We start from the raw sequence: 25,337 nt of genomic DNA on the forward strand, positions 1-25,337 counted from the left end.
AATCCTCCTTGAAATTACCAGTAGCGTTCGTTGGGTGAACCGTACAGAGCCATCACACGGTCGAGATCATTCTGTTTCTTGGCACGCAGGTACGACACGCCGATGTTCTTGTTGGTATAGTACTGCACCAGACTGCGGTATTGCAGCATGTCGGTATAGCAGCGGTCGATGATGTCCATACGCTCCTTGTCGTTCATCGAAAGGCCGTTCTCATTGACCACGGTCTTCAGGTCGGTCAGCAGGTTGGCACTCTCCTCCAGCAGCTTCGTGTAGCCGATGGAGATAGCACTCAGTTCCTCGGGGGTGAAGTAGGGGTCACTGAGCATACGCTCATAGCTGGTCACATAGATTTCCGTGATGTCGCCGACCATCAGAATGGTCTGCTGCACCTTTCGGGCATCGCGTACCAGATTCTTGACCTTCCGTAGGCCGTCATAATACTCCTTGCCCTGCTGGTAGATCTTGACCGTCTCCTGAAAATTGTTGAGCATGTTGCTGGCCGTCGATGAGGTGTGGACGATGTTCTTGGCGGCGTTGATGATACCCTGGGCCAGGTTTCCGGGGTCGGTCACTACCCATTGGGCGTGGGCTTTGACTGCCGAAAGGAGGCAGATACAGCATAGGGCTGTCAAAATTCTTTTCTTCATGTGGTTAATCGTTTAATGGTTGATAAATGATTTTACTGTTTTCTTCTTGTATCAGCCAGCTGCCTGATTGCCAGCTCGATATTACCACCCAGTTTCTGGCTAAGTCGCATCAGTTCCAGTTTTTCCGTCTCCTCGGTCGTGTAGGTATAGTACTCTTCTGGCGAGACCTCGGTGGCATAGACCGCCGACTGCGTTCCGCCGAGACCTATCCACACTTCCTTGTACTTGCGGGACGGGCTGTTGGCCATGTTGATGGAGAGAATCTGGGCACGTTCCTTGTCGGTCAGGCCCAGCAGGGACTGGATTTCATCGAACTTGTTGACATACTTCCGCTGGTCCAGCAGAATCTTGCAGTCGCTGTTGTTGATGATGGTTCCCTTGACGATGGGTGACGAAATGATATCTTCCACCTCCTGGGTAACGACAACAGCCTCGCCGAAAAACTTTCGGACGGTCTTGAAAAGGTACTTCAGATACTCCGCCATGCCTTCCTTGCTAATGGCCTTCCATGCCTCCTCCAACAGAATCATTTTGCGTACTCCCTTCAGCTTTCTCATCTTGTTGATGAAGGTTTCCATGATGATGATAGTGACAATCGGAAATAGTACCTTATTGTCCTTGATATTGTCCAACTCGAAGACAATGAAGCGTTTGGACAACAGATCAAGCTGCTTGTCGGAGTTTAACAGATAGTCGTATTCGCCACCTTTGTAATAGGGTTCCAGCACATTCAGGAATCCCCACACGTCAAAATCCTTCTCCCGTGTACGCTTGGTCTTCAGGATTTCCTGATACTCGTCGCGAATGAACTCATAGAAGGTGTTGAAGGACGGAACCACGGTACTGTCCGTGCGTATCTTCTCCAGAAAGAGATTGACCGCGTTGGAGAGTGCCACCTCCTCGGCACGTGTCGGCGGCTCGTCGTCACGTTTCCACAGGGTAAGGATAAGCGTCTTGATGGACTCCTTCTTTTCGATATCAAAAGTACCGTCCTCCACGTAGAAAGGATTGAAGGCTATCGGATCGCTCTCCTCATAGGTGAAATAGATGCCGTCCTCGCCATGCGTGCGGGCATGGATAAGGCTGCACAGTCCCTGATAGGAATTTCCCGTGTCCACCAGCAGCACATGCGCTCCCTGTTCGTAATACTGGCGCACCATGTGGTTGGTGAAGAATGACTTTCCGCTGCCCGAAGGTCCGAGGATGAACTTGTTGCGGTTGGTAATCGTACCGTTCTTCATCGGCAGGTCGGAGATGTCCAGATGGACAGGTTTTCCGGTCAGACGGTCCACCATGCGGATGCCAAACGGAGAAAGCGAATCCTTGTAGGACGTTTCCCCGATGAACAGGCACAGGGCCTGCTCGATGAAGGTGTAGAAGCTTTCCTCAGACGGGAAATCGCCGGCATTGCCGGGAATGGCCGCCCAGAAGAGTGTCGGCACATCAACCGTGTTATGGCGGGGCTTGGCCTCCATCAGGGCAATCTGGCTGCCCACATCATTCTTGATACGCTTCAGCTTCTCGCGGTCGTCGCTCCATGCAAAGACATTGCAGTGCGCACGGATGGAAGTGAGTCCCTTGCTGTGCGCCTCGTTCAGGTACTCCTCAATCCATTCACGGTTGATCTGGTTGGAGCGGCTGTAACGGGACAGCGAGTGCATGTTGCGGGCGGTCTGCTCGAATTTCCTCAGGTTCTCCGCCGAATCGTCTATGAAGAGATACTGGTTCACGATATGGTTGCACGTGAGCAGTATCCCTATCGGTGCGGCAAAGGACAGGCGGCAGTCGCTGCGGTCCGTGGACAGCCGTTCATAACGGCTGTCCGTACCCACGGATGACGGCAAATCCTCAGTTTCGGAGAGGGTATGCAGGCAGAGCAGCTTGTCACCGACCTTCATTTCCCCGGCTCCGAGAGTGATGTCCTGCAGGCTGGCCGTATCTTCCTGCGAGAGCGAGAAATACTTTTCGATAATGCCCGCGGAGGTTTCCGTACCGATAATCTCTTCGTCCGTCAGCCTGACCATGCGGACCAGGCCGCTGTCGTTCACGATACGCTCGAACTGCCCGCAGCATTCCAGGAACCGTGCGACGGTATCCTTCTCCTGCATCTCCTTGGGGATGATGAACCCGCGCGTGAGGGCGTTAAAGCTGCTGGTCGTGCGGCTGTGTTCCTTCGTGGTCTTGGTCAGGAACAGATAGCAGGTATGGTTCAGGTATGGCCGTTCGTTGAAATGCCTTTCAAAGCTGCGGCTGAGGAAACTCAGGTCATCCCGGCAGATGTCGGGCTTGTAGCTCTCTTCGATGAAGATGTCCTGCTTGTGGACGATGCTGTAATTCGGCAAAACCCGCACAGCCTTCGCCCATGTGGAATGGAGGGCCTCGTACTCGGCGCGTGTCAGCGTGAACACTTCCGGCAGTTCCACCCTATAGGCCACGGTGATGTCGGCATCCTTGCTGATGATGCACCCGTGTTCGACGGCCATCAGCGGAAACCGGCTTTCCAGCGTGGCGGCTTTCATTACATTTCTCATACGCTTCGTTTTTTCAGGGTTGGACAAATCAACCGGAGGAAACTCTTCCGGCTGATGATGTAGCGGGGATGGCGACGCAGCGCCTGCAATTTCATCAGTCCCCATTCACCGTATTTCGTGTTCAGGCGAAAAGTCACCCAGACAAGCACCGAGGCGCAGGTGACACCGAAACCGATACATACCCACTGGTCGATGCCTGCCATGTACATGATGACAAACAGAACGAACAGGGCGAGCAGTCCGCCGGCGAAGATGAACAGGTACTGGCTTTTCAGCCCCTTGAACTCAGGGCTGCGGCCGATTCCCTTGTTGATAGGATACTTCGCCATAATCAGAGGAAGAATGAACGTAAGATGGTGGCGGCTACGATTAAAAAGATGCAGGCGCCGAACCAGCTGGCTGCCGTCTTGGAGGTGTCGGGATCTCCCGAGGAAAACTTGGAATAGACCTTCACGCCCCCGATAAGGCCGACCACGGCTCCGATGGCATAAATCAGTTTGGTTCCCGGATCGAAATAGGAAGTGACCATGTTGGTGGCTTCAGTGATGCCACCGATACCGTTACCCTGGGCGAAAGCCCCTGTCGTTGCAAGCAGCGCCATGGCTGCAAAAAAGAATCTTTTTTTCATGTGTCGAAACTTTTAATTGGTGAGACAAAAAATGATTTCGACCACGAATATATAATACGTAATTCATTGATTTACAATACTGACGATGCGTGACATCGGGTGTCATTACGTTACATCGGTAGGGGGATTCCAGCAACGGAAAAACAGTGGAAAAACGGCTTTTGATCCTTCCGGCGAAGGTAGCTCGTGCCTTCGCTACTTCTCGACATGCGACAGCCGGAATAGCAGAGAATCATAATCCGTACATACGACGGATTTTCATAAAGGACAAACGGTATGTAAAAGGAGATAAAAAGAAGCTCATTTCCTGATAGCTGGAACAATGGCTGATACAGGAAAATGCGGACTAAAGAAAAATATGTGAACCAAACGGGAATGAAAGGAGGACCAGTTATAGAGATATTGCAATAAAAAGGCGACGAACAGAGAACATCATTTTAAATAAATGCCTACCTTTGAACTCTATAAACGCATGGATGACAATCCAACAAATATTGTTATTCCTTATGGTGACAGGTAACTTTATGACAACAAACTATAGGGATAGGACTTATAGCATGTTCAACAATCTTTTGATAACAATTATGCAATTTACATACAAATACATAAGCAGTACAATAATTCTATTATTTGCTTGTACATCATTTTTAGCAGTCATATCACATAATGAACATATTTGGTATGTATATATAATCCCATGTATATTAAGTGGATTCATTCTAATGAAACGTGCAAAAAAAATAGTTTTCAATAAAGAGTCTCTTTTAATTGCAGGATTGCTTAAAAAAGAATTTATCCCTTTCAAAAACATCCATAAATTTGAAATATTTAAGGATGGATTTTTCTACGGAAAAACATTAGGAATTAATATTCACTTTAGAAATGGAAGCCTAAAAAAATTCTACATAGGAACATTGGAAGCATCATGCATACAAAAGTTGAATAACTTACTGAATAGTAAATTATAAACTTTCCTTTAACCAATCAGTCTGTCTTTTCTCCCTTCTTAAAGAATATGGGTGTTGTCCATACAGAATTGCGATATTCCCCTTTGCCATAATAATTGATAGTGGGCGTCCAGCGAGGCATGTCTTTGATTATTTCCAATACTTGATTATCCCATTCCTGTATTCCACAACTTCGCACAACATCAGCCTCATATACTTCTCCATACGAATTGATTCGTATCGTATAAAGTCCTCTTATTTGCTGTTTGTCGCCCAACAATGAAGGGTCATACACCAGGCGTTGAGTGATGTAATCTTGTGCAGCACCCGGTTTTCCATCTTGGAAATAAGACACGGCTTCCCATTCTACAAAGCTCTGTTTCGCATTTTCTTCTGCAATACTGTCTGCCTTTACTCTGTCTCTATAATGTTGTGGCAGAAATGGAACATATACCGTGTATAGACATTCCATGCGTTTGCCGTTCTTGTCCCGGCATGGCAGACAGTGTGGAAGCTCCTTAACCAATCTGATTACTTCCTTGTCAAAGTCTTTATGCCTGGTTGTCAGAATACTGACATTATGAGGCAAGCCTAAAGTATCAAGAGAGAACATGACGATGGAATATCCGGCCTGGTTCTTTGTCAACATATGTTTGGGATAAACCATCCGGGAAGTAAAATATTTCTCCAGATCATAACCCCATACTGCCCATCTTGGAGATTCGATTACGGACAAGTCTTTAAATGGTTTTCCCGACATGTCCAAAACGCCCAAATTCCAAATGTTCTCTGCACGCCAAATACTGTCCAGACATTTTTCTTTCATCCTCTCTTCCTGCATCTTGCTTGCCGACAAAACGGATATATCAGCAAAATGGTTGTTCTGGGCAGAAAGTCCGTTCACTACAATCCACGAAAGCAATATAAACAAAAGCGTCTTCATAACCAGTCATAATAATGATACTCAAAAATAAGAAAAAGAAACAACCTGACTAATTATCAGACTATTCCTTTTCTGTTAAGTTTAAGACAATTAACTCTTATTGTTTTATCTAAACTGTTTTGATCCCATGACAATACAATTCATTTAACAACAATTTCTACAGTGCTTTTTACTTCACTTATAAAAAACACTTCCTGCCTGTGTAAACCGGATAAAGGCTTCATATCCCTATTCATGAAATACCCCCACTTCTCCCTAAATACGAAAAGGGGAAGCAGGGATATGAAAGCAAAGTTTTCATGTGCGTATCACTCTTTCAGATTCAACCTGTATCTCTTTCAACGGCCTAACCGTTTCAGACTGGCCACGTTTGAACTTCTTGATCACGCATACTTATCTATATCGAAAGGCTCATCTTCCTTACTGCCTTTTCTCCCTGATACACCCCTCCGGCTACCCAGATACTTGTCAAGCAAACCGTTTACCTTATCCAGATTGCTCAGCTTGTCGGTCAGGAAAGCCAGTATCTCCGTTTCACTCAGTTTGTAATGGATGGTTCTTGCGGCACGCAGGGCTTTCTGTTCGTCAACAATCCCGGAAGTAAGTACTTCCGCTACGTTGTTTATTTCCTCGATTGTCAATGCCGTGTTGAAATCCGGGTCGGGTTCGGTATCTACGGGAGCCATCAGTTCCTCACGCTCTTCTTCCGTCAGCCCTTTGTTTTCCTGCTCCACATCATCAGAACCGATATCCTCGTCTTCCTCCAATGGAATTTTCTCCATCGGCTCGGAACGGGTTGGAGTCATCCTTGCAACTTTCGGGTCTTCCAGATAGATGACCTTTGTCTTGCCTATCACATCATCGTCATCCGAAGAAGAGGACGGAACAACCGTTTCGGTTTTTCCTTTGGAGTTATCCGTTTCCGGCTTTCTGCGCCTTGCCTTTCTGCGGGCACGACGCTCCGCCTCTTCCTTGCGTTGTCTGCGGTATCTCCACATTCTGACACGGGCAATCCGCATCAGTCTTAAAATGCGGTCCCATATTCCGTACATACGTCTGTGGAAAATGAATGTCCACAAATGGCACAATATATAGACAGCACATACTGCCTTCACGGTAAAATAAAATATCTCAGTCATAATTATAAAGGTTTGGTAATACATTCCATGTACAGCTTTGACATCTCATGCTCGTACTTCTTCAAATGTTCATCTATAATCCTGTTTACAAAACCGGAAATGGGCATCTCAGGAGCGGTAACTGCCAGAAAACGCTTGATGTAGGCATAACTCTCCCGGTTGATATATACTTGTATCCGGTTGCCTACAGGATAACTTACCAAATAGGAGGATTTATAAGAACCGGTTTCCGAAGACTTGAAAGCGGATGTGTTTTCCAGTACCTCAAATGTTATTTCGGAAGTATCATCATCCCCATTGTCATGTCTTGTGATGTCTGCCGTTTCTACAGAAACGTCGCGGACATCCTTTCCGCTTTTCCTGCCCTTGAACAGCCTACGGAAAATAAACAATGACAATCTGTAAACAGTGTAAATGCAGCAACAGGCAACAATGGCCTGAAAAATAATCTGTGTCATAATCAAAATGGTTTTAATGGTTTATAATACTCTTTGTTATACAATTCGTTGATTTCGTCCCAGTGTTTCTGCAGATGGTCCACAAGGATATTGCTGATAAAGCCGGATATGCTCATCTCCGGAGCGATGACAGGCAGTACCCGTTTGATGCACTCGGCCACTTCACGGTTGATATACACATGGGAACGGTTTGACGCGGGTATATTGACCAGAAACCTTTCCCGGTATCCGAAGGTTTCATCCTTTTTCCTTTTGGGCTTCTCCACGGAGGGCTTTTCCGCTGGAGTATCTGCCGGTACGGTTGCGGCGGGGCTTTTCGCTTCCTGCCGTTCTACGGCCTTTTCTTCCGGGGCGGGGCTGTCCTTGCCGAAAACAGGTATGTCGCCGACGATGATATCCTTCAGGACATCTTCGTCCACCTCTACGATTTTCTTTTTCATGACTGTCCAAGTTTAAGTTTGACCATAAGTTCTTCCGCAAGTTCCACCAGTCCGCTGCCTTCCAGTTGTCTGGCCGGAGGCGGCAGCAGCGTGCAACGGAAAAAGGCACGCTTGGCATGGGTAATCTCCTTTTCATAACGGCACAGGTCAGGAAGCGTGCTGTCGAGGACTGTCAGATGCAGCTCCCTCATGACTTCCGAATATGACCTGAGAATCTCCACATTGGTACGTTTTTTCAACTTGTTCCAGAAAAAGAAGATGTCCTTGAGTAACGGGGTATTTTCCATCTTCTTGATATGGTCAAGTACAGTCGTGGCAAAGGACAGCGTACTCTGCATCACAATCAGGTCCGGAACGGTGGGAGTAAGCACGTAATCCATATTGACAATCGTACGGAATACCCCGGTGGACTCGACCGTTCCGGGAAGATCCACGAAAATAAGGTCGTAATCCCCGCTTGCCGCAATCGCATCAGCCGCCTCCCTTGCCTTTTCAGCGGTGGAGCCTACAATGGGATAGGCCTTTTTCTGCACTTGGTTCCACTGCTGTTTGATCAGTTGCCGGTAATAGGCACTGTTGGAAACAGCCTTTTTGTCACGCTCCCTCATACGTACGAGACTGTGTTGGGGAGAGTCACAGTCAACGATAGCCACGTTCAGTCCCTTCTCGAAATGGAAGTAACTGGCAAGCACTACGGACAGGGCCGATTTCCCGACCCCTCCTTTCTGGTTGCTGATCGCAACGAACAAAGTTTCTTTACTCATAAGTCTTTCTTTTTAATTGTTATTGAATAAATACCGGTGTCATCCACTAATCCGTGAATCCGCAGACGTTTCTTTCCAACCATCCAAATCCGCATCCATTAACGGTATCATCCAGTGTCATAACCTTTGATGCTACTGTTACCGCATCTTTCCGACATCGCTTCCATCCGCGGTCTGTCTGTTGGTCATGACAATCCGTCAACGGTCCCGTCCGATATTGCTTCCATCATCCCAACCGTTACCGGAATCATCGGATAATATGACCATTATTCCGCTATCAGAAGGCTGGTTGCAACCGTCCGCACTGCAAATAAAAAAGGATTTTCCCGAATAATCGCCATCATCCGGAGTCGGTGACGACCCTTGTCATCGTATGACATCTTGTTACATATAATCCTCTGTTTTACAGATAAATATACCGCCGTAACTTTGCCACCGACAACGGAATGGATGCCGGATGGAGCTATCCCGAAGCCGAAGAATGAGGCTGAAGGTCAAAACTCAATTTGATTTCAGGCAAATTCATGTTCAAGCGAACATAGCAAGTTGTGTTTTGGGCAGCCCGAAATGATTCGGGCATCCCAAAACAAACTTGCCACTCGCCTGAAGGCTCGGGAGGGATTTCCTCCAAAGTCGGAAATCCATGACGTAAAATCAGAAACAGAAAATCTCAATGCGTATGGAAGAAAACAGTAAAAGAAGAACAAGAAGAAGCACGGGCAGAAAACCGAAGACCGACCCGGCAGTATTCCGCTACGGTATCAAACTGACTTCGGAAGAGAACGGAAATTTCGAGCTGCTGTTTGAAAAATCCGGGATGAAACAACGGGCAAGATTCATCAAGGCGATGATTTTCGGACATGAAATGAAGGTGGTCAGAATCGACAAGGCGGCGATGGACTACTACATCAGACTGACCAATTTCTACCACCAGTTCCAGGCCATCGGCAACAACTACAACCAGACGGTGAAAGCCGTCAAGTCCAATTTCGGCGAGAAGCGGGCGTTCGTCCTGCTCCGCAATCTGGAGAAAGCTACCATTGACCTGGTGGTACTGAGCAAGCGAATTGTCATGCTTACCCGGGAATTCGAGGAGGAATACCTTATAAAAAGAAGGAAGGAGGAACAGCAGAATGGTGGCTAAAATCAACCGGGGTGTATCGCTCTACGGGGCGGTCATCTACAACCAGCGTAAAGTGGACGAGGCAACCGCCCGTATCATCGCGGGCAACCGCATGATTACCGACCTCACCGGAAATCCCCACAATGTCATGCAGCAGACGCTGTGGGCTTTCGACAGCTACCTCGCCGCCAACAGGAACACGGAGAAGCCGGTACTGCACATCTCCCTGAATCCCTCGGTGGACGACCGCCTCACGGACGGGCAGTTCGCGGAACTGGCACGTGAGTACATGCAGAAGATGGGCTACGGCGACCAGCCCTACATCGTCTATCTGCATGAGGACATCGACCGCAGGCATGTCCATATCGTCTCCACCTGCGTGAAGGAGAACGGCGAGAAAATCAGTGACGCATACGAATGGAACCGCTCGATGAAAGCCTGCCGGGAACTGGAAAACAGATTCGGACTCAAGCCTGTGGCTGACAAGCGGAACGAACTGCTGGAACCGTATCTCAAGAAGGCGGACTACCGGGACGGGGACGTGAAACGTCAGGTCGGCAATATCCTCAAAAGTGTGTTCACCGCCTACCGCTTCCAGACATTCGGGGAGTTCAGTGCCATGCTCTCATGCTTCAACATCGAGGCCAAACAGGTTCGGGGAGAATTTGAAGGCTCACCCTACAACGGTATCGTCTATACCCTGACGGACGATACGGGCAGGCCGGTATGCACGCCCATCAAATCTTCACTCATCGGCAAGCGCTTCGGCTACGAAGGAATAGAAAAAAGGATTGCCGTAAACGTCCGTGACTTCAGGACCCGGAAATGGCAGCCGAAAATCAATGATACCGTCGCGCTGGCCATGCACGGCTGCAGAGGAAACCGGGAAGACTTCATCCGGCTTCTCGGGGAAAAGGGCATCGACGTGGTGTTCAGGGAAAACGAGGAAGGCCGCATCTACGGCGTGACCTTCATCGACCACAAGAACCGTGAGGTATATAACGGCTCCCGTTTGGGCAAGGAGTTTTCCGCCAACGCCTTCGAACAGCTTTTCAGCAGGCCGCAGGAATTTCCGGAACAGGAAGCTCCCGGACAATATGCCGACACACGGGAGAGCCTTTCTGACAGCATGGAAAGTACCATCGAGCAGGCTTTCGGGATATTCAGTCCCGACATCAACGGTCCTGACCCGCAGGAAGAGGCTCTCGCCCGCAAACTGCAACGCAAGAAAAAGAAGAAACGCCGTTATCGCGGGCTGCAATAAAAACCGACATCATAAACCCTTAAAAAATTATACAATATGCAACAGGAAGATGACCTCAGGGGATTGGCGAAAGTCATGGAATTCATGCGCGCCATCTCCATCTTATTCGTAGTGATACATGTTTACTGGTATTGCTACCAGGCTATAACCGACCTTGGCGTGAACATCGGAGTCGTGGACCGCATACTGCTGAACTTCCAGAGGACGGCAGGACTGTTCAGCAACCTGCTTGTGACGAAAGTGTTCGCTTTCATATTCCTGGGCCTTTCGTGCCTGGGTACGAAAGGGGTCAAGAACCAGAAGATGACGTGGCGGAAGATATACGCCGCCTTCCTCGGCGGCATCGTCCTTTTCTTCATGAACTGGTGGATGCTCGACCTGCCGTTCAGCCCGACGGTGAATGCGGCCACATATACGCTGACGCTCACCGTAGGCTACATTCTCCTGCTCATGTCGGGAGTATGGATCAGCCGTACGCTGAAGCACAACCTCATGGAAGACGTATTCAACACCGCCAACGAAAGTTTCATGCAGGAAACCAGGCTTATGGAAAACGAGTATTCCGTCAACCTGCCCACGAAATTTGTCTATCAGGGCAAGGAATGGGACGGCTGGATTAACATCGTGAACCCGTTCCGAGCCTCCATCGTGCTGGGAACACCGGGCTCCGGAAAGAGCTATGCCGTGGTGAACAACTACATCAAACAGCAAATCGAGAAATCCTTTGCCATGTATATCTATGACTACAAGTTTCCGGACCTCTCGGAGATAGCCTACAACCATCTGCTCAAGCACAGACAACATTACAAAGTCAAGCCGGAATTCTATGTCATCAATTTCGATGACCCCAGACGCAGCCACCGATGCAATCCAATCAATCCAAGATTCATGGCAGATATCAGCGATGCCTACGAAAGTGCCTATACCATAATGCTCAATTTGAACAAGACCTGGGTGTGACCTGAAAAGTCACGTAATTGATTGTTAAACAACAATGTATATTGTAAGATTTAACCCGCTGTTCCGTCAGCGGTAGCCTACTATAAGGTGCATCTCCAGTGATGGGTTGTGCCAAGCTTATAGGACAAAGTACACTTTCCGAAAGGACAAGACTGAACCGTGAGGGAAAGTCAAGGGTGGTTAGTATCATACTGCCAAGTGGCGAGGCTGGATAGCATGGTTAACGTAAGTGAACTGACTTTAGCCGTCGTAAGGTTTGAAGGAGCGCAAGATACTTTAGCTCTCACCAAAAGGTAAGCAGTCGGATAACCCTTGCCCATGTTAGGGTTACACGGACACAGAACTGCCGGCGGACTTGGCAGAACCTAAACTATCCGTTTGTCAATTACGTGGAACAGGGCAAGCCTGTATCTCTCTCGTAAGAAAGCGAGTAAGCAAACCGCAAGGCAAGCCGAATGGGGTGCAGGTATGAGATAACGGAAAAAGCGAACGCCATCCTGTAATGGGGTGGATACGGATTGAATCGACATCACGGGTTGCTGTTGGTGACATCATCCGACACGAAAGTGGGCAGACTTCCGTATATGGTAACTCTTTACAAGATAACTTATAGAACTTTCAAAAGGAGGAAAGCAAATGAACGAAACTAAAACATCGTGTGCGCCTGCTGACAACAGGAATCAGACTTGGGACGGTATGGACTGGTCCAAGTGTGAAACCTATGTCCGAAAGCTACAAGCGCGTATTGTAAAGGCTCAGAAAGAAGGCAGACATAATAAGGTAAAAGCCTTACAATGGATGCTTACTCACTCTTTTTACGCCAAGGCATTGGCGGTAAAGAGGGTTACTTCCAACAAAGGGAAGAATACGTCTGGAGTAGATAAACAGCTTTGGGATTCTCCCAAGCGCAAGTACAAAGCAATTGATGAACTCAAACGCCGTGGTTATAAACCTCAACCGCTCCGTAGGGTTCATATCAAGAAAAAGAACGGCAAACTTCGACCGTTGGGAATACCGACAATGAAAGACAGAGCGATGCAAGCATTATACCTAATGGCTTTGGAACCGATAGCCGAAACGACAGGCGACCGTTTTTCCTATGGTTTCCGCAAGAAACGCAGGACAATGGACGCTATCCGTCAGATTGACACGGTTCTAAACCGCCAACATTCCCCCGAATGGATTTTGGAGGGAGATATTAAAGGCTGCTTCGACCACATCAGCCACGACTGGCTTCTTAATCATATTCCTATGGATAAGACGATACTCAGAAAATGGCTGAAATGTGGAGCTGTATTCAATGGCAAACTGTTCCCGACAGAAGAAGGTACACCACAAGGAGGTATCATATCACCTACACTTGCAAATATAGCACTTGACGGACTTCAACCACTCTTGGCTGAAAGATTCAAAAGACGTTTCATCAACTATAAGACATTCCACTACAAAGTGAATCTTATCAGATATGCGGACGATTTTATAATCACTGGTCGGGATAAGGAGCTTTTGGAAAACGAGGTCAAACCTATAGTAATAGAATTTCTCAAAGAAAGAGGTCTTACTTTATCCGAAGAGAAAACTACCATTACAAACATACACAACGGTTTTGATTTCTTAGGTTTCAATATAAGGAAGTTTGGCAAAAGGCTATACACGTCACCGTCAAAAGAGGCACAGAAACGCTTTAGAGCTAAAATCAGTGACATCGTTAAAGGACATAAAACGTGTAAGCAGGAATCGCTGATACGAATGCTCAATCCTGTAATTACAGGCTGGGGAAATTACTACCGATATGGTGCATCAACCGCTGCTTTTCATGATTGCGACTACCACATTTATAACCTCACGAAACAATGGGCTTTACGCCGTCATCCGAAGAAACGCATAACCTGGGTGGCAGACAAGTATTGGCACGAAATTCGGGGGCGTAAATGGACATTTGCATGGAAATATGAATCAAAGAACAAGAAAGTAAATTACTTGACTCTTAAAAGGTTGTCGGATATACATTATACTCCGTATAAACAAATCAAGGGTGAAGCAAATCCTTTCGACCCTGAATATGATGATTATTTCTCTCAGCGAAAGGAACAACAAATGCTGGAATCTCTCAAAGGACGTAAGTCTCTCTTATATTTATGGAACAAGCAGAATCGGACATGTCCGTTATGTGGAAAAGTCATAGATTGTACAAAAGCATGGAACGTCAACGAAATACATGTTAACGGTTCGATTGTACGACAACTTGTCCACAACAACTGCTACAAGCAAAATAAACGAAAATGTTGAAAGTATGAGCCGATTTCTAATAACAAATAGGAATATTGAGTTGCTTGAGCCGTATGAGGGGAAACTCTCACGTACGGTTCTTAGGGGAGGAAGAGGCAGTAATGCCTCTGACTTACCCGATATACAGAAACAGGGTGATTTTTTCGTGGAGTCACCGATTATCCTGCTTGCCGCAATCATCTGGTATTTGCGGATTTACAAGGACGGGAAGTATTGCACGTTCCCTCATGCAATCGAATTTCTTAACAAGCCGTATGCCGATATCTTCACGATTCTTACCTCTTATCCGTCCCTCGAAAACTATCTTTCCCCCTTTATGGACGCATGGCAAGGTGGAGCTCAAGACCAGCTCCAGGGCCAGATAGCAAGTGCGAAAATCCCTCTTTCGCGAATGATCTCGCCACAGCTTTACTGGGTGATGACGGGAGACGATTTCACCCTTGACCTGAACAATCCCGAACACCCCAAAATCCTCTGCGTGGGCAATAATCCGGACAGGCAGAATATCTATTCGGCGGCTCTCGGCCTGTACAATTCGCGCATCGTCAAATTGGTGAACAAGAAAGGACAACTGAAAAGTTCCATCATCATCGACGAGCTACCGACCATCTATTTCCGTGGTATTGACAACCTGATTGCGACCGCCCGAAGCAACAAGGTGGCCGTCTGTCTCGGCTTCCAGGACTTCTCGCAGCTTGCACGTGACTACGGCGACAAGGAGGCGAAGGTTATCCAGAACACGGTGGGCAATATCTTCAGCGGACAGGTGGTCGGAGAAACGGCAAAATCACTGTCGGAACGGTTCGGCAAGATTCTCCAGCAGCGGCAGTCCATATCCATCAACCGTCAGGACACTTCGACTTCCATCAACACGCAGCTTGATTCCCTGATACCCGCTTCCAAGATAGCCAATCTTTCGCAGGGTACATTCGTTGGCAGCGTGGCAGACAATTTCGGGGAAGAGATAGACCAGAAGATTTTCCATGCCCGCATCATCGTGGACAGCACAAAGGTATCGGAAGAGATGAAAGCCTACAGGAAAATTCCTGTCATCAACGAGTTCAGGGACGCGGACGGAAACGACATCATGCAGCAACAGATTGACCGCAACTACTCGCAGATAAAGGCGGACGTGTTGCAGATAATAGAGGATGAGATAACACGCATAAAAAATGATCCGGAACTGAGACACCTCATCCCGCAGCAGGAGGAAGAAGAGAACAATGACGGAGAATAAAGGAAAAAGGAGACCGCTGTTTTATTTCCGCCTGCAAAGGTCGTCCCGTGCCCGCTGGATTGTGCAAGGCCGGGCCCCTCCGTGGTTTGCTGAAAAAATCATCCTCGCCCGGGGGCTCCGGTATTTTTTCGCAAAGCCTTGCGCAATCCGGCACGGGACAGAAAGGCAGGCAAGAAATAAAATACCGGCTTGACAAGCCGCAGATGTCTAACTCAAAAAATGAAAGATATGAGCAGAAGCAACTTCACCCCGATGGAAAGATTCCATGAGATTCTAAACGGACACGGACTACAGGCCATGAACATAGGTACAAACCATATCCGTATCTTCAGGGACGGACGGAAAATGTTCGACTACTATCCGCTGAGGATGAAACTCTTCGACTACCACAACTGGTACCAGCTTACCTATCCATCCTTCGGCAATGGCGACGGAAAATGGGAACAGGAACTTCAGGAGATAATCGGCAGGCTTTCCGCCGCATAAACGGTATGCTATGGCAGCGCACATGAAACAGACGGAATGGGACAACATTCCCGAATGGGCCATATACGCCCTGGAATACGGAACGGAAGAGGACGGCAGCCTGAACGAAGAGGAACGGGCCATGATTGAAAAATTTATCGGCACACATTTCCCGAAAGGATACACAATGAGCGTGGACTGGGACGCCTGCAACGAGTTTGACCGCTATCCCGCATTTGGAGAGCCTTGCAAGACCTGCAAGGTTCTTTTTGTTTCACCATAAATACACAGAAAGATGAAAAGAATGACACTGAGCGAATACCTCGCTGTCCCCGAAAATTACCGGGGAGTATGGACTACCGAACGGTGGGACATTCCCGATTGGGAAAACTTGAGAAAAAGCCACATGGGAAAACGTACCCTGATGGTATATGATAGAGGCACGTGCCTGCTTGTCGAGGGGCTGAGTCTTGAAATTGTGGATGACAGTTCCTGGAAGAAGCCGGAGGAAATCAAGAAGGAAATCCGTGAAAAATATCAGGAATACCGTACTGAAAAGGGACGTGAACCGCATTTCCTCGAATGCATCATACGCTGGAACGACACCTTGGAGACACTGGAGACAAGAATAGCCCTGGACATGGATTCCGATACGGAAATGGACGATGAAATCTTCTTCTACTGCGATACTCTGGACAGCCTGCTGTCGCTGGCTGACAGAAGCGGGGAAGATTTTGTCATAGCCGGATGTTTCGGATTCGGTGAATATGAAGAGCTGTTACAGACAACATAAAAATGAATGAATATGATAATCAAATGTCAGGAACACTACGACAAGGTGGTGGAATACGCAAAAAGTATCGGAGACAATACCTTACAACAGTGCATCGAACGATTGCAACAGTGGGAAAAGAACTCAAACGGGAAATATGAAATAGAACTCTACTGGGACTTTGCACCCCATTCGTTCGGATTCGCCGAAAGAACTCCCGACGGACGGACAGGAGTCGTCGGAGGGGTACTCTATCATGGCAGACCGGACGAATCATACGCCGTGATGCTCAATCCGTTCCATGGATGGAGCATACACACCTGAAGATAAAATCCTGTAAAGCCCATTTCCCCCGGTAAATGAGAAAATGGGCTTTCATCACTTTTGTAACCTGTCTAACAGGAGTGTTCGTACCACCTCATAGCCTTCCTGCGGATTGAACTCCTCATCCGGCCGAAGCAACTGCATGGTATCACCCAAGAACTCATCATCCTGCATTTTGTCTTCCATATTGATAATAAATTCTTTGTAAGTAGGAATGTGGTCAACCACAAATTCCATATACTTCTGATAGCAAGCCAGCACGTTGTCTATGTTGATGTCTGATGTGGTCAAGGCCTTGTACAAATCATACAAATCACGTCCTTTTCTCCGTTGGTACAAGGCACGCAGTTTTGTACCTACCAGTTCATCCAACTGGTAAGTCAGGACATCGCATTTTCCGTTATACCATTTGTTGACCACTGAAAATGGCATACGTTGCATAGGCAGTACACTGAAATGTTCCTTGCAGTTGATTTCCACTTTCAGATGAATCGGGACCACTGGTATGGATTCTGATTCCAGCCTGAAAATCAAAGTGTTGTTGTGCTTTTTCTGCTTCACTTTCGGCTCCCCGAGAAAAGCGAGTGTATCTCTTATATGGTCATAGGTCTCTTTGATCGGTTCTGCATTAATCTGTACCAAGTCAATATCTTCACTGTACCTGGGTTGGGGCGAGAGAAACAACTTGTGTAATGCGGTCCCTCCGCGAAAAGCCAGATGGGAAGCAAGATATTCATCCTTGTATATCTCAGTCAAGGCTCTGCATATCAGCAGATCCTGTTCGACCTGTTCGGACTCTGTCCATGGAACATGTTCGCTCCATTCTCTGATTGCAAATTCCGGTATCATTCGTCTATTTCTATTTCCTGGTTAATGATTACTTTCCATTTCTTGTCAACCTCACAACCCTCTGTCGGTTTGTTTATCTTAAACGGTATCTTTCTAAATCTCAGTCCTGCAACCTCCATTTTGGAATATAAGGTTTCCGCCAAATCCGCTCTTTCCAATACATGTTCCAGAATATAACCCAGACGTTGAAAGACCGGTATGGCCGATGTCTTGAAAAAGGAATCATCGAGGCTGTCCAGATTCATTGTCTCAGCCAATTCATTCAACACGGTGCAGACGCGATTCAGACCACCTACACTTTTTTCGTTTTCCACCAGGTCAACAGCTGTCAGTTCAGGACAAGAAACATTGATGTAACCTGTCTGCGTCTTGTGCTTCCTTACAAATTCCATACTTATTTCCTTCTTGGAAAAGAACAATATGGATGTTCCGCTCTTTGAAGTATTCCTCATGCTCGGTTGTTCCACCATGAGGGAAAATGTCTGTACTCTTTGATGTGACGCGCCATAAAATGAAGCCGCATTCAAAAGAGCAACATAATATCTTTTCCCAAGATAGGACATCAGCTGATCCATATAGAAAACAGGCGGAATTACGCCTTTTAACGAATATTCCACAGGCATAATGACATAAAAATTACGCCAGGGAGAAACAATCTTCGCTTTGGCGGCCAAACGGTACAATGCGGTTTTGATATATACCTTACCCGCTGAAGGGAATTGCTTTTCTATATCCTCTTTAGTGAAGGTGTAATATCCCCTTACTTCCCGGCTTTCAATCCAATCTGACAAAGTTTCTATATGCTTCTTCATAACTTAGTTGCAATGACATTGCAAAAGTAGTCATTTTTTGACTACTTACGCAGATTTATTGCATTTTTTGTGTTGAAAGGGAATTTTTCTCCATATTTCTATAAAATGGCATCATAAGCCACGCTTCACTTGATAAGTCCCTTCAGAGAAGTTAACTCGGAGGGCGAATACCTCCACGTTCAAGCCTCCGGTTTTCGGGACACAAAATTCCCTGCGGTAATTTTCCGCCCAAAAAAACGCTCCGGTATTGCCGTCCGAGTTGGGGAAAGGACCGGGACTTAGCAAGCGAAGCGACCTACGACGCATAGATACAGGTCAATATAAAAAAGAATCTGACGGGAGAACCATGCTCCCGTATGCCGTTCCAATGGATTACGCCATCCTGTTATTCCCGTAAACAGAAATCCGCCTCCTGTCACAAAAGGACACATCAAGGGGGGACAAAAGCAGCTCGCTCCCAACTCTGCATAATTACAGTTTTTCCTTTTCTTCCGTGCGGCAGCGTGTACCGCCGTGCCCGTGTCTGTCCGGCCTGTTCCCGTCTTTTCCCTTTCCTTTTTCGTCCCTTGTTTTTTTCTTCTTTTCCTGCCGTTTTCGCACGCATTTTCGCTCCGTTTTCTACGGCCTGCGGTGTAATGTGATGACACATGATGCAATGTATATCCTAACGCATTGCAAATCAATTATTTATCGATTTTTCTCCTATATATTTGCAGTGACAACATGAGTTATCAACACTAAAAATCAAATGTTATGGCAAAGAAAAATGCAAGGGAAGAACCCCCGAAACCGCAGGTCACCGAAAATGAGCAGATGAGTGACATCGTGTTCATCCTCGACAAGATGGAACTGATTCTGGAAGCGGTATCGCAAATCGGAAAGGACGGAAAATTCAACACGGTAGCCGCCGACAGGCAGCACCGCAATTCCTTCCTGAAGATTGACCGCTATGCCGACGCCTTCGAGAACTTCATCAAGAACTTCTGGAGCCAGTTGAAAGACCCGACACGTTTCGGAATCCTCTCCGTCAAGGAAGACAGGCTGGACGACCCTGCCGTGCAGCAGGCCATCGAGGACATCGCCGCAGGAAAGAAGACAAAAGCCGTGGAAGAATTTCTCAAGCAGTACGAGATTGTTCCGCGCAACAAGGAAAACCAAAGTATCAACCAAAAAAATCAAGAAGAAATGGCAAAGAAAAATGAAACCCAGCAGCAGGCTGCCGCAGCTGACAGCCAGCCGCAGACCCAGTCCCCACAGTACCGTTACAACGAGTCCATGATCAACTGGGAACAGCTCAAGAATTTTGGAATCTCCCGTGAATACCTCCAGGAACGCGGACTGCTCGAACAGATGCTCAAGGGCTACAAGACCAATCAGGTCGTGCCCATCAGCATGAACTTCGGCTCGGCCGTACTGAGAACGGATGCTCGTCTGTCCTTCCAGCAATCTATGTCGGGCGACGTGGTGCTCGGTATCCACGGTATCCGGCAGAAACCCGACCTCGACCGCCCATATTTCGGGCATATCTTTTCCGAGGAGGATAAGCATAACCTGCTCGAGACGGGCAACATGGGGCGTGTCGTGGAGTTGAAAGGACGCAATGGGGAGTTTATCCCTTCTTTCATCAGCATCGACAAGTTGACCAACGAGGTGGTTGCCATGAAAGCGGAGAACGCCTTTATCCCAAAGGAAATCAAGGGTGTACAACTATCCGAGCAGGAACAAAAGGACTTGCGTGAAGGTAAGAAGGTCTATGTCGAAGGCATGATCGCCAAGTCTGGCAACGAGTTCAACGCCTTCATTCAGGTGAACGCCGAGCGCAGGGGTGTCGAGTTCATCTTCGAAAACGACAAGCTCTTCAACCGCCAGACACTCGGAGGTGTGGAACTGACACAGAAACAGGTCGAGGAGCTGAATGCCGGAAAGGCTATCTTCGTGGAGGGCATGCAGCGCAAGGACGGCGAGGTATTCTCCTCCTACGTGAAGCTGGACGAGGCGACGGGCCGTCCGTCATACACCCGCTACAATCCGGATTCCCCGGAGGGCGCACGCGAAATCTATATCCCCGACGAAATCAATGGAGTGAAGATTACGGCGGAGGAACAGCAGCAGCTCCGTGACGGCAAGGTGATTTTCCTCAACGACATGGTGAACCGTAGGGGAGAGGAGTTCTCCTCCTTTATCAAGGTGGACTTGGAGACGGGACGCCTGAGCTACTCCCGCACGCCCGGCGGATTTGAGCAGCGGGCCGATTTCAAGATTCCCGACAAGGTCTGGGACGTTCCCCTGACCAGAAAGCAGCGTGCCGACCTGCAGAGCGGAAAGGCCGTGCTGGTGGAAGGCATCAAGGGTTATGACGGGAAGACCATCTCGCAGTACGTCAAGGCCAATTTCAACCAGGGACGCCTGGACTTCTACAACGAGAATCCCGACTGCAAGCGTGACGCTTCGCAGCGCAACGTGGTGGCCAACAGCCAGCGACAGGAACAGGGTAACCGCAAGTCAAAGGGAGCCAGCATTTCCTGATGGCGGGAACTGAAAAATGAATGTTGAATCAAAAAAGAAAGAAATATGAAAAAGGAAAACGGAAACGACATGCCTTTCAAGGCGGAAGACGTGAACTGGGACGAACTGCACGACATCGGCATCATGAAGGACGAGCTGGAACTCTCCGGTGAGCTGGACACCCTCCTCAGGGGAGAGAAGACGAAAGTGATGCCCCTGAAACTGGTGCTCCTCGGCGTGGACGTGGTGATGGACGCCACGCTGCAGCTGGTCCGCAAGGGCGAGGCGCCGCTGCTGGAGATTCAGGGTGTGACGCCGCTGGGCAGATAGCCTGAAAACATTGATCAAGTAAACCGATGTCTTACCGCCGTTTCCTGTCTTCCCATGGAAAACGGGAAACGGCCTTAATTTTATCCGAACATTATGATAGCAATCATCGCAGAAAAACCGAGCGTAGGCTTGGACATAGCCCGTGTAGTCGGGGCTGATACAAGAAATGACGGCTACTGTTCCGGCAACGGATACATGGTAACCTGGGCGTTGGGACACCTCGTGTCGCTGGCCATGCCGGACGTTTACGGTTACACGAAAACGACGGCGGAGGAGCTACCGATGCTGCCGGACCCGTTCCGCCTGGTCTCCCGACAGGTGCGCACGGACAGGGGAATGGTCACGGACATCGCCGCCTCGAAACAGCTGAAAGTCATAGAAAGCGTGTTCAACCGCTGTGACAGCATCATCGTGGCTACCGATGCCGGTCGCGATTATCCAAAGTAAAAGATTATCCAAAGTAGAATTCTATTCGTATTTGATTATGAGATAGTTATATTTAATACTTACAAAAACTACTTTGGATAATAATTAGTCCTACTTTCCAAGTCCTTTTAACCAGTGCTTCAATTTTGAATCTTTCTCCCAAGAGCCTTCTACTTTATCCATGACAGGAATGATGTCTGCATAAGCAGCTTCAAGAGCCTCTCTTTTCTGTTTGGAATCAGCCCGAGCGTATATTTCTGTAGTTTGTATAGATACATGCCCGAGTATATCCCGAATATAAATCAAGTTTACTCCGGCTTGCAACAAGTGCATCGCCTTGCTGTGCCGTAGGCTATGAGGGCTGATTTTGGCTGGTATAAGATTCGGATCTGCAACATGTGCATTCCTCACGTATCTCATCAAAATAAAAGTTACCCCCGCATTTGTGAGTTTTCCCCCTCTGTTGTTTACAAACAAAGGACGTTGGTTCAACGATTGCTTCAACAGACCTTCGGTTTCCATATACTTTTTAAGTAATTCCACTTGCTGTTCTTGTAGCGGAACAAGCCTTCTTTTCCGTCCCTTGCCAAATAATGACACATAATATGGCTTAACCAAATGCAAGTCTGTCGGTGTCAAATCTATGAGTTCCTGAACTCTGGCTCCACTGTCATACAGTAACGCTATCAAGGCAAGATCACGAAGTCCGTTTCTCGTATTTACTGGTATTAACGACAACAATAGTCTTATTCCGTCAATAGACAAATAACTTACCGACTGCTTTTCGCAATGTTTCGATTTTATAGATAATATGGATTGCCATTGGTCCAAATGGAAGATGTCAGTATACAGCATATACTTACAAAAAGTATGGAATGCGGAGAGCTTTTGATTGCGTGTTGCTGTACCGCATCCTTTGTTTTCTTCCGTCCAATGTAAAAAATCCGAAACGTTGTTTCGTGTCAGATGTTCCAGCGATATCCTGTCTGCCTTAATGCATCTTGTTTTTTCCATAAAATCTATGAATGACAAGAATGTATTTCCATATGCCCTTATGGTGTTATGGCTCAGACCTCGTTCTCCGGACAGATAACTTGTAAAAAAGCGAGTCAGATACTTTGCAAAATCATCTTTCATAGGCTACAGGATTATTAGGTAAAGCGGGGTATAAAAAACTTGTAATGGAACTTTCCAGTTTCAGTACATCCGGATACATCTCTTGTGTCAGCCGCACATAGGTTTCCGTATCGGACAGCTTCTTATGTCCAAGAAAAACGGAAAGAATAGGAAGCGTACAATATATATCCGCCCCGTTTCTTACTTGGCGCATCAACGAATGTACGGCAAATGTATGCCTTAGATCATGTACTCTGGGTCCTTTTTTAGCACAATGCGGAATACTGCATTTTCTTAATATAATTCTGAACCACGCATAAACCCTGCTCTGGTTCAGAGGCAATCCGGATGGAGAAATAAAAAATGGAGACTCCATGGCATTTACATGGGGTAAAGGCAGCCTGTTCCTCGCTTCCACATATTGGCTTAACATCTGGTGCAATGACGGACAGACAGGTATCAGGCGTTGGCGCTGGTTCTTGGTTTTCCTTATTGTGATTACTCTTTTCTCGAGATTTATATCTTGGTTCAACAATGACGTGGCTTCACTCACACGCATCCCTGTACCATACAGCAGGCGAAAAATGGCAGGTATAGAAAAAAGACGGCTGTCCATATTTCCGTGATCGCTGGCCACAAGAGAATCACACACTGTAAAAATGGAAAGCACTTGTTCGTGCGTGAAGATGTATGGTGCATACGTATTGGCTTTGCTCTTTGGAATTCGAGGTACATAACAAGGAAAACCTATGTTATTCATATACTTTGCAAACTGTGCCAATATAGAATATTTGCTACAAATCGTTTTATAGCTGTTATTAATCAAAGTATGTCCCCATTTGTCTATCAGTACACTTGGGATAAAAGGAGTCCGTACCTTTTCTTCGATGAAGAACCGATCGAGTAACCCTAAAACACTTTCAAAATATTTCCTTGAAAAACCCAGAGCTTCTTTTGCATCCACAAACTTTTGCATATATGGAGCGAATACGCTCATAAATTTACATTTTTCCATAAAAGATACCTCCTTTCTGTTCGTAAAAAGCGGGATTGACAAGCGGTACGTCAAGGGCACATTTCATCAGGCTTGACAAATCTACCCTTAAATATTCCATTGTACTCAAGGAACTCTCGTGTCCCAATGATTCAGATATGACTGGCAGCGAAACACCGTTGGCAAGCAGTCTGCTGGCGAGAGAATGACGCATAGCATGAGGACCGAACTTACGTTTGGATATATCAACGCCTGATTCTCTCATAATTCTTGATATTACACCGTTTATTCCCCAACGGAACATTGGACGATAAGGTGGACGTGCCGATAAGAATATTTCCGAATGCCCGGAAATCGGTCTGCCATAACGCAGATAATTGACTATGGCTTCACCGACATCAGTAAGCAACGGAAGCTCTATCGATTTTTTTGTTTTGTATTGGATGAATGCAATGACATTGTGATCCCAATCCAAATGGTCAAACTCCAATCTGCAAATATCCGAAGCGCGTAAACCGAGCCGTGTGGCAAGAAGCAATATTGCATAATCACGTTTCCCTACCGGACCTGATTGTTCAACCGACAACTCTATTTGTTTGACTTCTTCGGCACTATATATGGAAGGCAGTTTTTCCCGTTTGGGATAACGGTTACGAGAAAGAACATATTCAAAATCTGTCTGAATATATTCTTTACCTGCCAGGAATCGGAGAAACAGCCGTATAGAAGAATATCTGTCCCTGGCGTTTCTACTCGTACTCAAAAAAGTCACGATTTCATCTTCTCCAATATCGCAAAGTTTTGATTTTGACTTGGTTTCCAAAAATTCAATAAAATAACTCAAATTACGGCGATGTTTTAAAACCGTAATATCATTACGCCGACTATTTACCAGCTCTTCCAGAAAAAGATGTGCAGCTTCTCCAATCTCTCCGGGCAAAGGATGTTCTTCTATTGGTACTATCCTTTTTGGAATAATACCTGTATCCAAATAAGCGGAAAGGATATGCACACTACGAGTAAGTACCCGCTTGGAGAATGGGGTTAAATTCGAAAGAACTGATTTCAGGTAACATTCTCCGGCTTCAGTCGAGTAGAACACGATGTCTTTTTCCTGTAGATAAGGCAACAGGTATTCCGACCATTTCTTCTGGTGTAAAGTAATGCAGGCTTCCGAATACCCAAGAAACCGCAAGTGTTCTGTACATTCTTGTATCAGAACATGAATGTTTTTCTTTTTGTTGTTGGACATATTTATTGATTTTAACGGGTGGTTTGTTCCAACCCTATGCGAAATTACCATTATATTATCCAAACAACATTATCAAAAGTAATATTGAAAATCAATTTATTGGAAACTTATAGTTGTTATTG

25 protein-coding genes and 2 pseudogenes are annotated in these 25,337 nt (G+C 46.9%); 13 read left to right on the forward strand and 14 right to left on the reverse strand.

What is annotated here, in order from left to right:
- Window positions 1-14 precede the first annotated feature (14 nt).
- Genes ABGT88_RS03945 through ABGT88_RS03960 form a run of 4 tightly spaced genes read right to left on the reverse strand, consistent with a single transcriptional unit; the run spans window position 15 to window position 3,806 of the window.
- Complete coding sequence (locus ABGT88_RS03945) at window positions 15-647, reverse strand: DUF4141 domain-containing protein (protein WP_346700560.1); 633 nt, start codon at window positions 645-647, stop codon at window positions 15-17.
- A gap of 32 nt (window positions 648-679) precedes the next feature.
- Window positions 680-3,178: a TraG family conjugative transposon ATPase gene (locus tag ABGT88_RS03950; RefSeq protein WP_346700562.1), complete on the reverse strand. Its 2,499-nt coding sequence runs from the start codon at window positions 3,176-3,178 to the stop codon at window positions 680-682.
- Complete coding sequence (locus ABGT88_RS03955) at window positions 3,175-3,507, reverse strand: DUF4133 domain-containing protein (protein ID WP_346700564.1); 333 nt, start codon at window positions 3,505-3,507, stop codon at window positions 3,175-3,177. The genes ABGT88_RS03950 and ABGT88_RS03955 overlap by 4 nt, the downstream gene beginning before the upstream one ends.
- Window positions 3,508-3,509: 2 nt before the next feature.
- Window positions 3,510-3,806: a DUF4134 domain-containing protein gene (locus ABGT88_RS03960; RefSeq protein WP_072531852.1), complete on the reverse strand. Its 297-nt coding sequence runs from the start codon at window positions 3,804-3,806 to the stop codon at window positions 3,510-3,512.
- 524 nt (window positions 3,807-4,330) lie between these two features.
- On the opposite strand from ABGT88_RS03960, the gene ABGT88_RS03965 reads away from it, so the two are divergent.
- Window positions 4,331-4,774 carry a hypothetical protein gene (locus tag ABGT88_RS03965; protein ID WP_346700566.1) on the forward strand — a complete coding sequence of 148 codons (444 nt, stop codon included), beginning with the start codon at window positions 4,331-4,333 and terminating at the stop codon, window positions 4,772-4,774.
- A 16-nt stretch (window positions 4,775-4,790) separates the two neighbouring features.
- Here the strand turns inward: ABGT88_RS03965 and ABGT88_RS03970 are convergent, their stop codons facing one another.
- From ABGT88_RS03970 to ABGT88_RS03990, 5 genes are all read right to left on the reverse strand, one after another.
- A complete protein-coding gene (locus ABGT88_RS03970; RefSeq protein WP_270361011.1) occupies window positions 4,791-5,696 on the reverse strand; it encodes an energy transducer TonB in 906 nt (301 codons plus the stop codon).
- Window positions 5,697-6,079: 383 nt separating this feature from the next.
- Window positions 6,080-6,835, reverse strand: coding sequence for a DUF4122 family protein (locus ABGT88_RS03975; RefSeq protein WP_346700568.1), 756 nt, complete (start codon window positions 6,833-6,835; stop codon window positions 6,080-6,082).
- A gap of 2 nt (window positions 6,836-6,837) precedes the next feature.
- Window positions 6,838-7,293 (reverse strand): DUF3408 domain-containing protein, encoded by a 456-nt coding sequence (locus ABGT88_RS03980; protein WP_346700570.1) that lies wholly within the window; start codon window positions 7,291-7,293, stop codon window positions 6,838-6,840.
- A gap of 2 nt (window positions 7,294-7,295) precedes the next feature.
- On the reverse strand, window positions 7,296-7,733 hold the full coding sequence (locus ABGT88_RS03985; protein ID WP_346700572.1) for a DUF3408 domain-containing protein: 438 nt from the start codon (window positions 7,731-7,733) through the stop codon (window positions 7,296-7,298).
- On the reverse strand, window positions 7,730-8,497 hold the full coding sequence (locus ABGT88_RS03990; RefSeq protein WP_072545507.1) for a ParA family protein: 768 nt from the start codon (window positions 8,495-8,497) through the stop codon (window positions 7,730-7,732). Before ABGT88_RS03990 ends, ABGT88_RS03985 begins: the two co-directional genes overlap by 4 nt.
- Window positions 8,498-9,170: 673 nt before the next feature.
- On the opposite strand from ABGT88_RS03990, the gene mobA reads away from it, so the two are divergent.
- From mobA to ABGT88_RS04035, 9 genes and pseudogenes are all read left to right on the forward strand, one after another.
- Entirely contained in the window at window positions 9,171-9,641 is a 471-nt protein-coding gene (gene mobA, locus ABGT88_RS03995) for a conjugal transfer protein MobA (protein WP_346700574.1), read from the forward strand.
- Window positions 9,631-10,884, forward strand: a complete 1,254-nt coding sequence (mobB, locus tag ABGT88_RS04000; RefSeq protein ID WP_346700576.1) for a conjugal transfer protein MobB — start codon at window positions 9,631-9,633, stop codon at window positions 10,882-10,884. Before mobA ends, mobB begins: the two co-directional genes overlap by 11 nt.
- 36 nt (window positions 10,885-10,920) lie before the next feature.
- Window positions 10,921-11,841, forward strand: a pseudogene (locus ABGT88_RS04005) (YWFCY domain-containing protein); the annotation flags it as partial.
- Between the two features lie 639 nt (window positions 11,842-12,480).
- Window positions 12,481-14,133 carry a group II intron reverse transcriptase/maturase gene (ltrA, locus tag ABGT88_RS04010; protein ID WP_346700578.1) on the forward strand — a complete coding sequence of 551 codons (1,653 nt, stop codon included), beginning with the start codon at window positions 12,481-12,483 and terminating at the stop codon, window positions 14,131-14,133.
- Between the two features lie 4 nt (window positions 14,134-14,137).
- Window positions 14,138-15,370 carry a TraM recognition domain-containing protein gene (locus ABGT88_RS04015; protein WP_346700580.1) on the forward strand — a complete coding sequence of 411 codons (1,233 nt, stop codon included), beginning with the start codon at window positions 14,138-14,140 and terminating at the stop codon, window positions 15,368-15,370.
- Window positions 15,371-15,598: 228 nt separating this feature from the next.
- Entirely contained in the window at window positions 15,599-15,856 is a 258-nt protein-coding gene (locus tag ABGT88_RS04020; RefSeq protein WP_005801804.1) for a hypothetical protein, read from the forward strand.
- A 10-nt stretch (window positions 15,857-15,866) separates the two neighbouring features.
- A complete protein-coding gene (locus ABGT88_RS04025) occupies window positions 15,867-16,118 on the forward strand; it encodes a DUF6926 domain-containing protein (RefSeq protein WP_289574491.1) in 252 nt (83 codons plus the stop codon).
- A gap of 12 nt (window positions 16,119-16,130) precedes the next feature.
- Window positions 16,131-16,628 (forward strand): hypothetical protein, encoded by a 498-nt coding sequence (locus ABGT88_RS04030; protein ID WP_005801807.1) that lies wholly within the window; start codon window positions 16,131-16,133, stop codon window positions 16,626-16,628.
- 12 nt (window positions 16,629-16,640) lie between these two features.
- Window positions 16,641-16,931, forward strand: coding sequence for a DUF4120 family protein (locus tag ABGT88_RS04035; RefSeq protein WP_005801808.1), 291 nt, complete (start codon window positions 16,641-16,643; stop codon window positions 16,929-16,931).
- A 54-nt stretch (window positions 16,932-16,985) separates the two neighbouring features.
- Here ABGT88_RS04035 and ABGT88_RS04040 read toward each other — a convergent pair whose 3' ends face one another.
- Window positions 16,986-17,780 (reverse strand): nucleotidyl transferase AbiEii/AbiGii toxin family protein, encoded by a 795-nt coding sequence (locus tag ABGT88_RS04040; RefSeq protein WP_148330877.1) that lies wholly within the window; start codon window positions 17,778-17,780, stop codon window positions 16,986-16,988.
- Window positions 17,777-18,592, reverse strand: a complete 816-nt coding sequence (locus tag ABGT88_RS04045; protein ID WP_148330878.1) for a type IV toxin-antitoxin system AbiEi family antitoxin — start codon at window positions 18,590-18,592, stop codon at window positions 17,777-17,779. The genes ABGT88_RS04040 and ABGT88_RS04045 overlap by 4 nt, the downstream gene beginning before the upstream one ends.
- Window positions 18,593-19,345: 753 nt before the next feature.
- On the opposite strand from ABGT88_RS04045, the gene ABGT88_RS04050 reads away from it, so the two are divergent.
- The 3 genes and pseudogenes from ABGT88_RS04050 to ABGT88_RS04060 form a co-directional block, all read left to right on the forward strand.
- Window positions 19,346-21,118 (forward strand): DUF3945 domain-containing protein, encoded by a 1,773-nt coding sequence (locus tag ABGT88_RS04050; protein WP_346700584.1) that lies wholly within the window; start codon window positions 19,346-19,348, stop codon window positions 21,116-21,118.
- 45 nt (window positions 21,119-21,163) lie between these two features.
- On the forward strand, window positions 21,164-21,427 hold the full coding sequence (locus ABGT88_RS04055; protein ID WP_346700586.1) for a DUF4099 domain-containing protein: 264 nt from the start codon (window positions 21,164-21,166) through the stop codon (window positions 21,425-21,427).
- Window positions 21,428-21,520: 93 nt separating this feature from the next.
- Window positions 21,521-21,859: pseudogene (locus ABGT88_RS04060) on the forward strand (toprim domain-containing protein); the annotation flags it as partial.
- Window positions 21,860-21,964: 105 nt separating this feature from the next.
- Here ABGT88_RS04060 and ABGT88_RS04065 read toward each other — a convergent pair.
- Genes ABGT88_RS04065 through ABGT88_RS04075 form a run of 3 tightly spaced genes read right to left on the reverse strand, consistent with a single transcriptional unit; the run spans window position 21,965 to window position 25,215 of the window.
- Window positions 21,965-22,990, reverse strand: a complete 1,026-nt coding sequence (locus ABGT88_RS04065) for a tyrosine-type recombinase/integrase (protein WP_057256749.1) — start codon at window positions 22,988-22,990, stop codon at window positions 21,965-21,967.
- A complete protein-coding gene (locus tag ABGT88_RS04070) occupies window positions 22,980-23,984 on the reverse strand; it encodes a tyrosine-type recombinase/integrase (RefSeq protein WP_206422497.1) in 1,005 nt (334 codons plus the stop codon). Before ABGT88_RS04070 ends, ABGT88_RS04065 begins: the two co-directional genes overlap by 11 nt.
- Window positions 23,971-25,215 (reverse strand): site-specific integrase, encoded by a 1,245-nt coding sequence (locus tag ABGT88_RS04075; protein WP_057256750.1) that lies wholly within the window; start codon window positions 25,213-25,215, stop codon window positions 23,971-23,973. Before ABGT88_RS04075 ends, ABGT88_RS04070 begins: the two co-directional genes overlap by 14 nt.
- Between the last annotated feature and the right edge of the window lie 122 nt (window positions 25,216-25,337).

This window comes from Barnesiella sp. An22, from assembly GCF_963931395.1.
Classification (GTDB): domain Bacteria; phylum Bacteroidota; class Bacteroidia; order Bacteroidales; family Barnesiellaceae; genus Barnesiella; species Barnesiella merdigallinarum.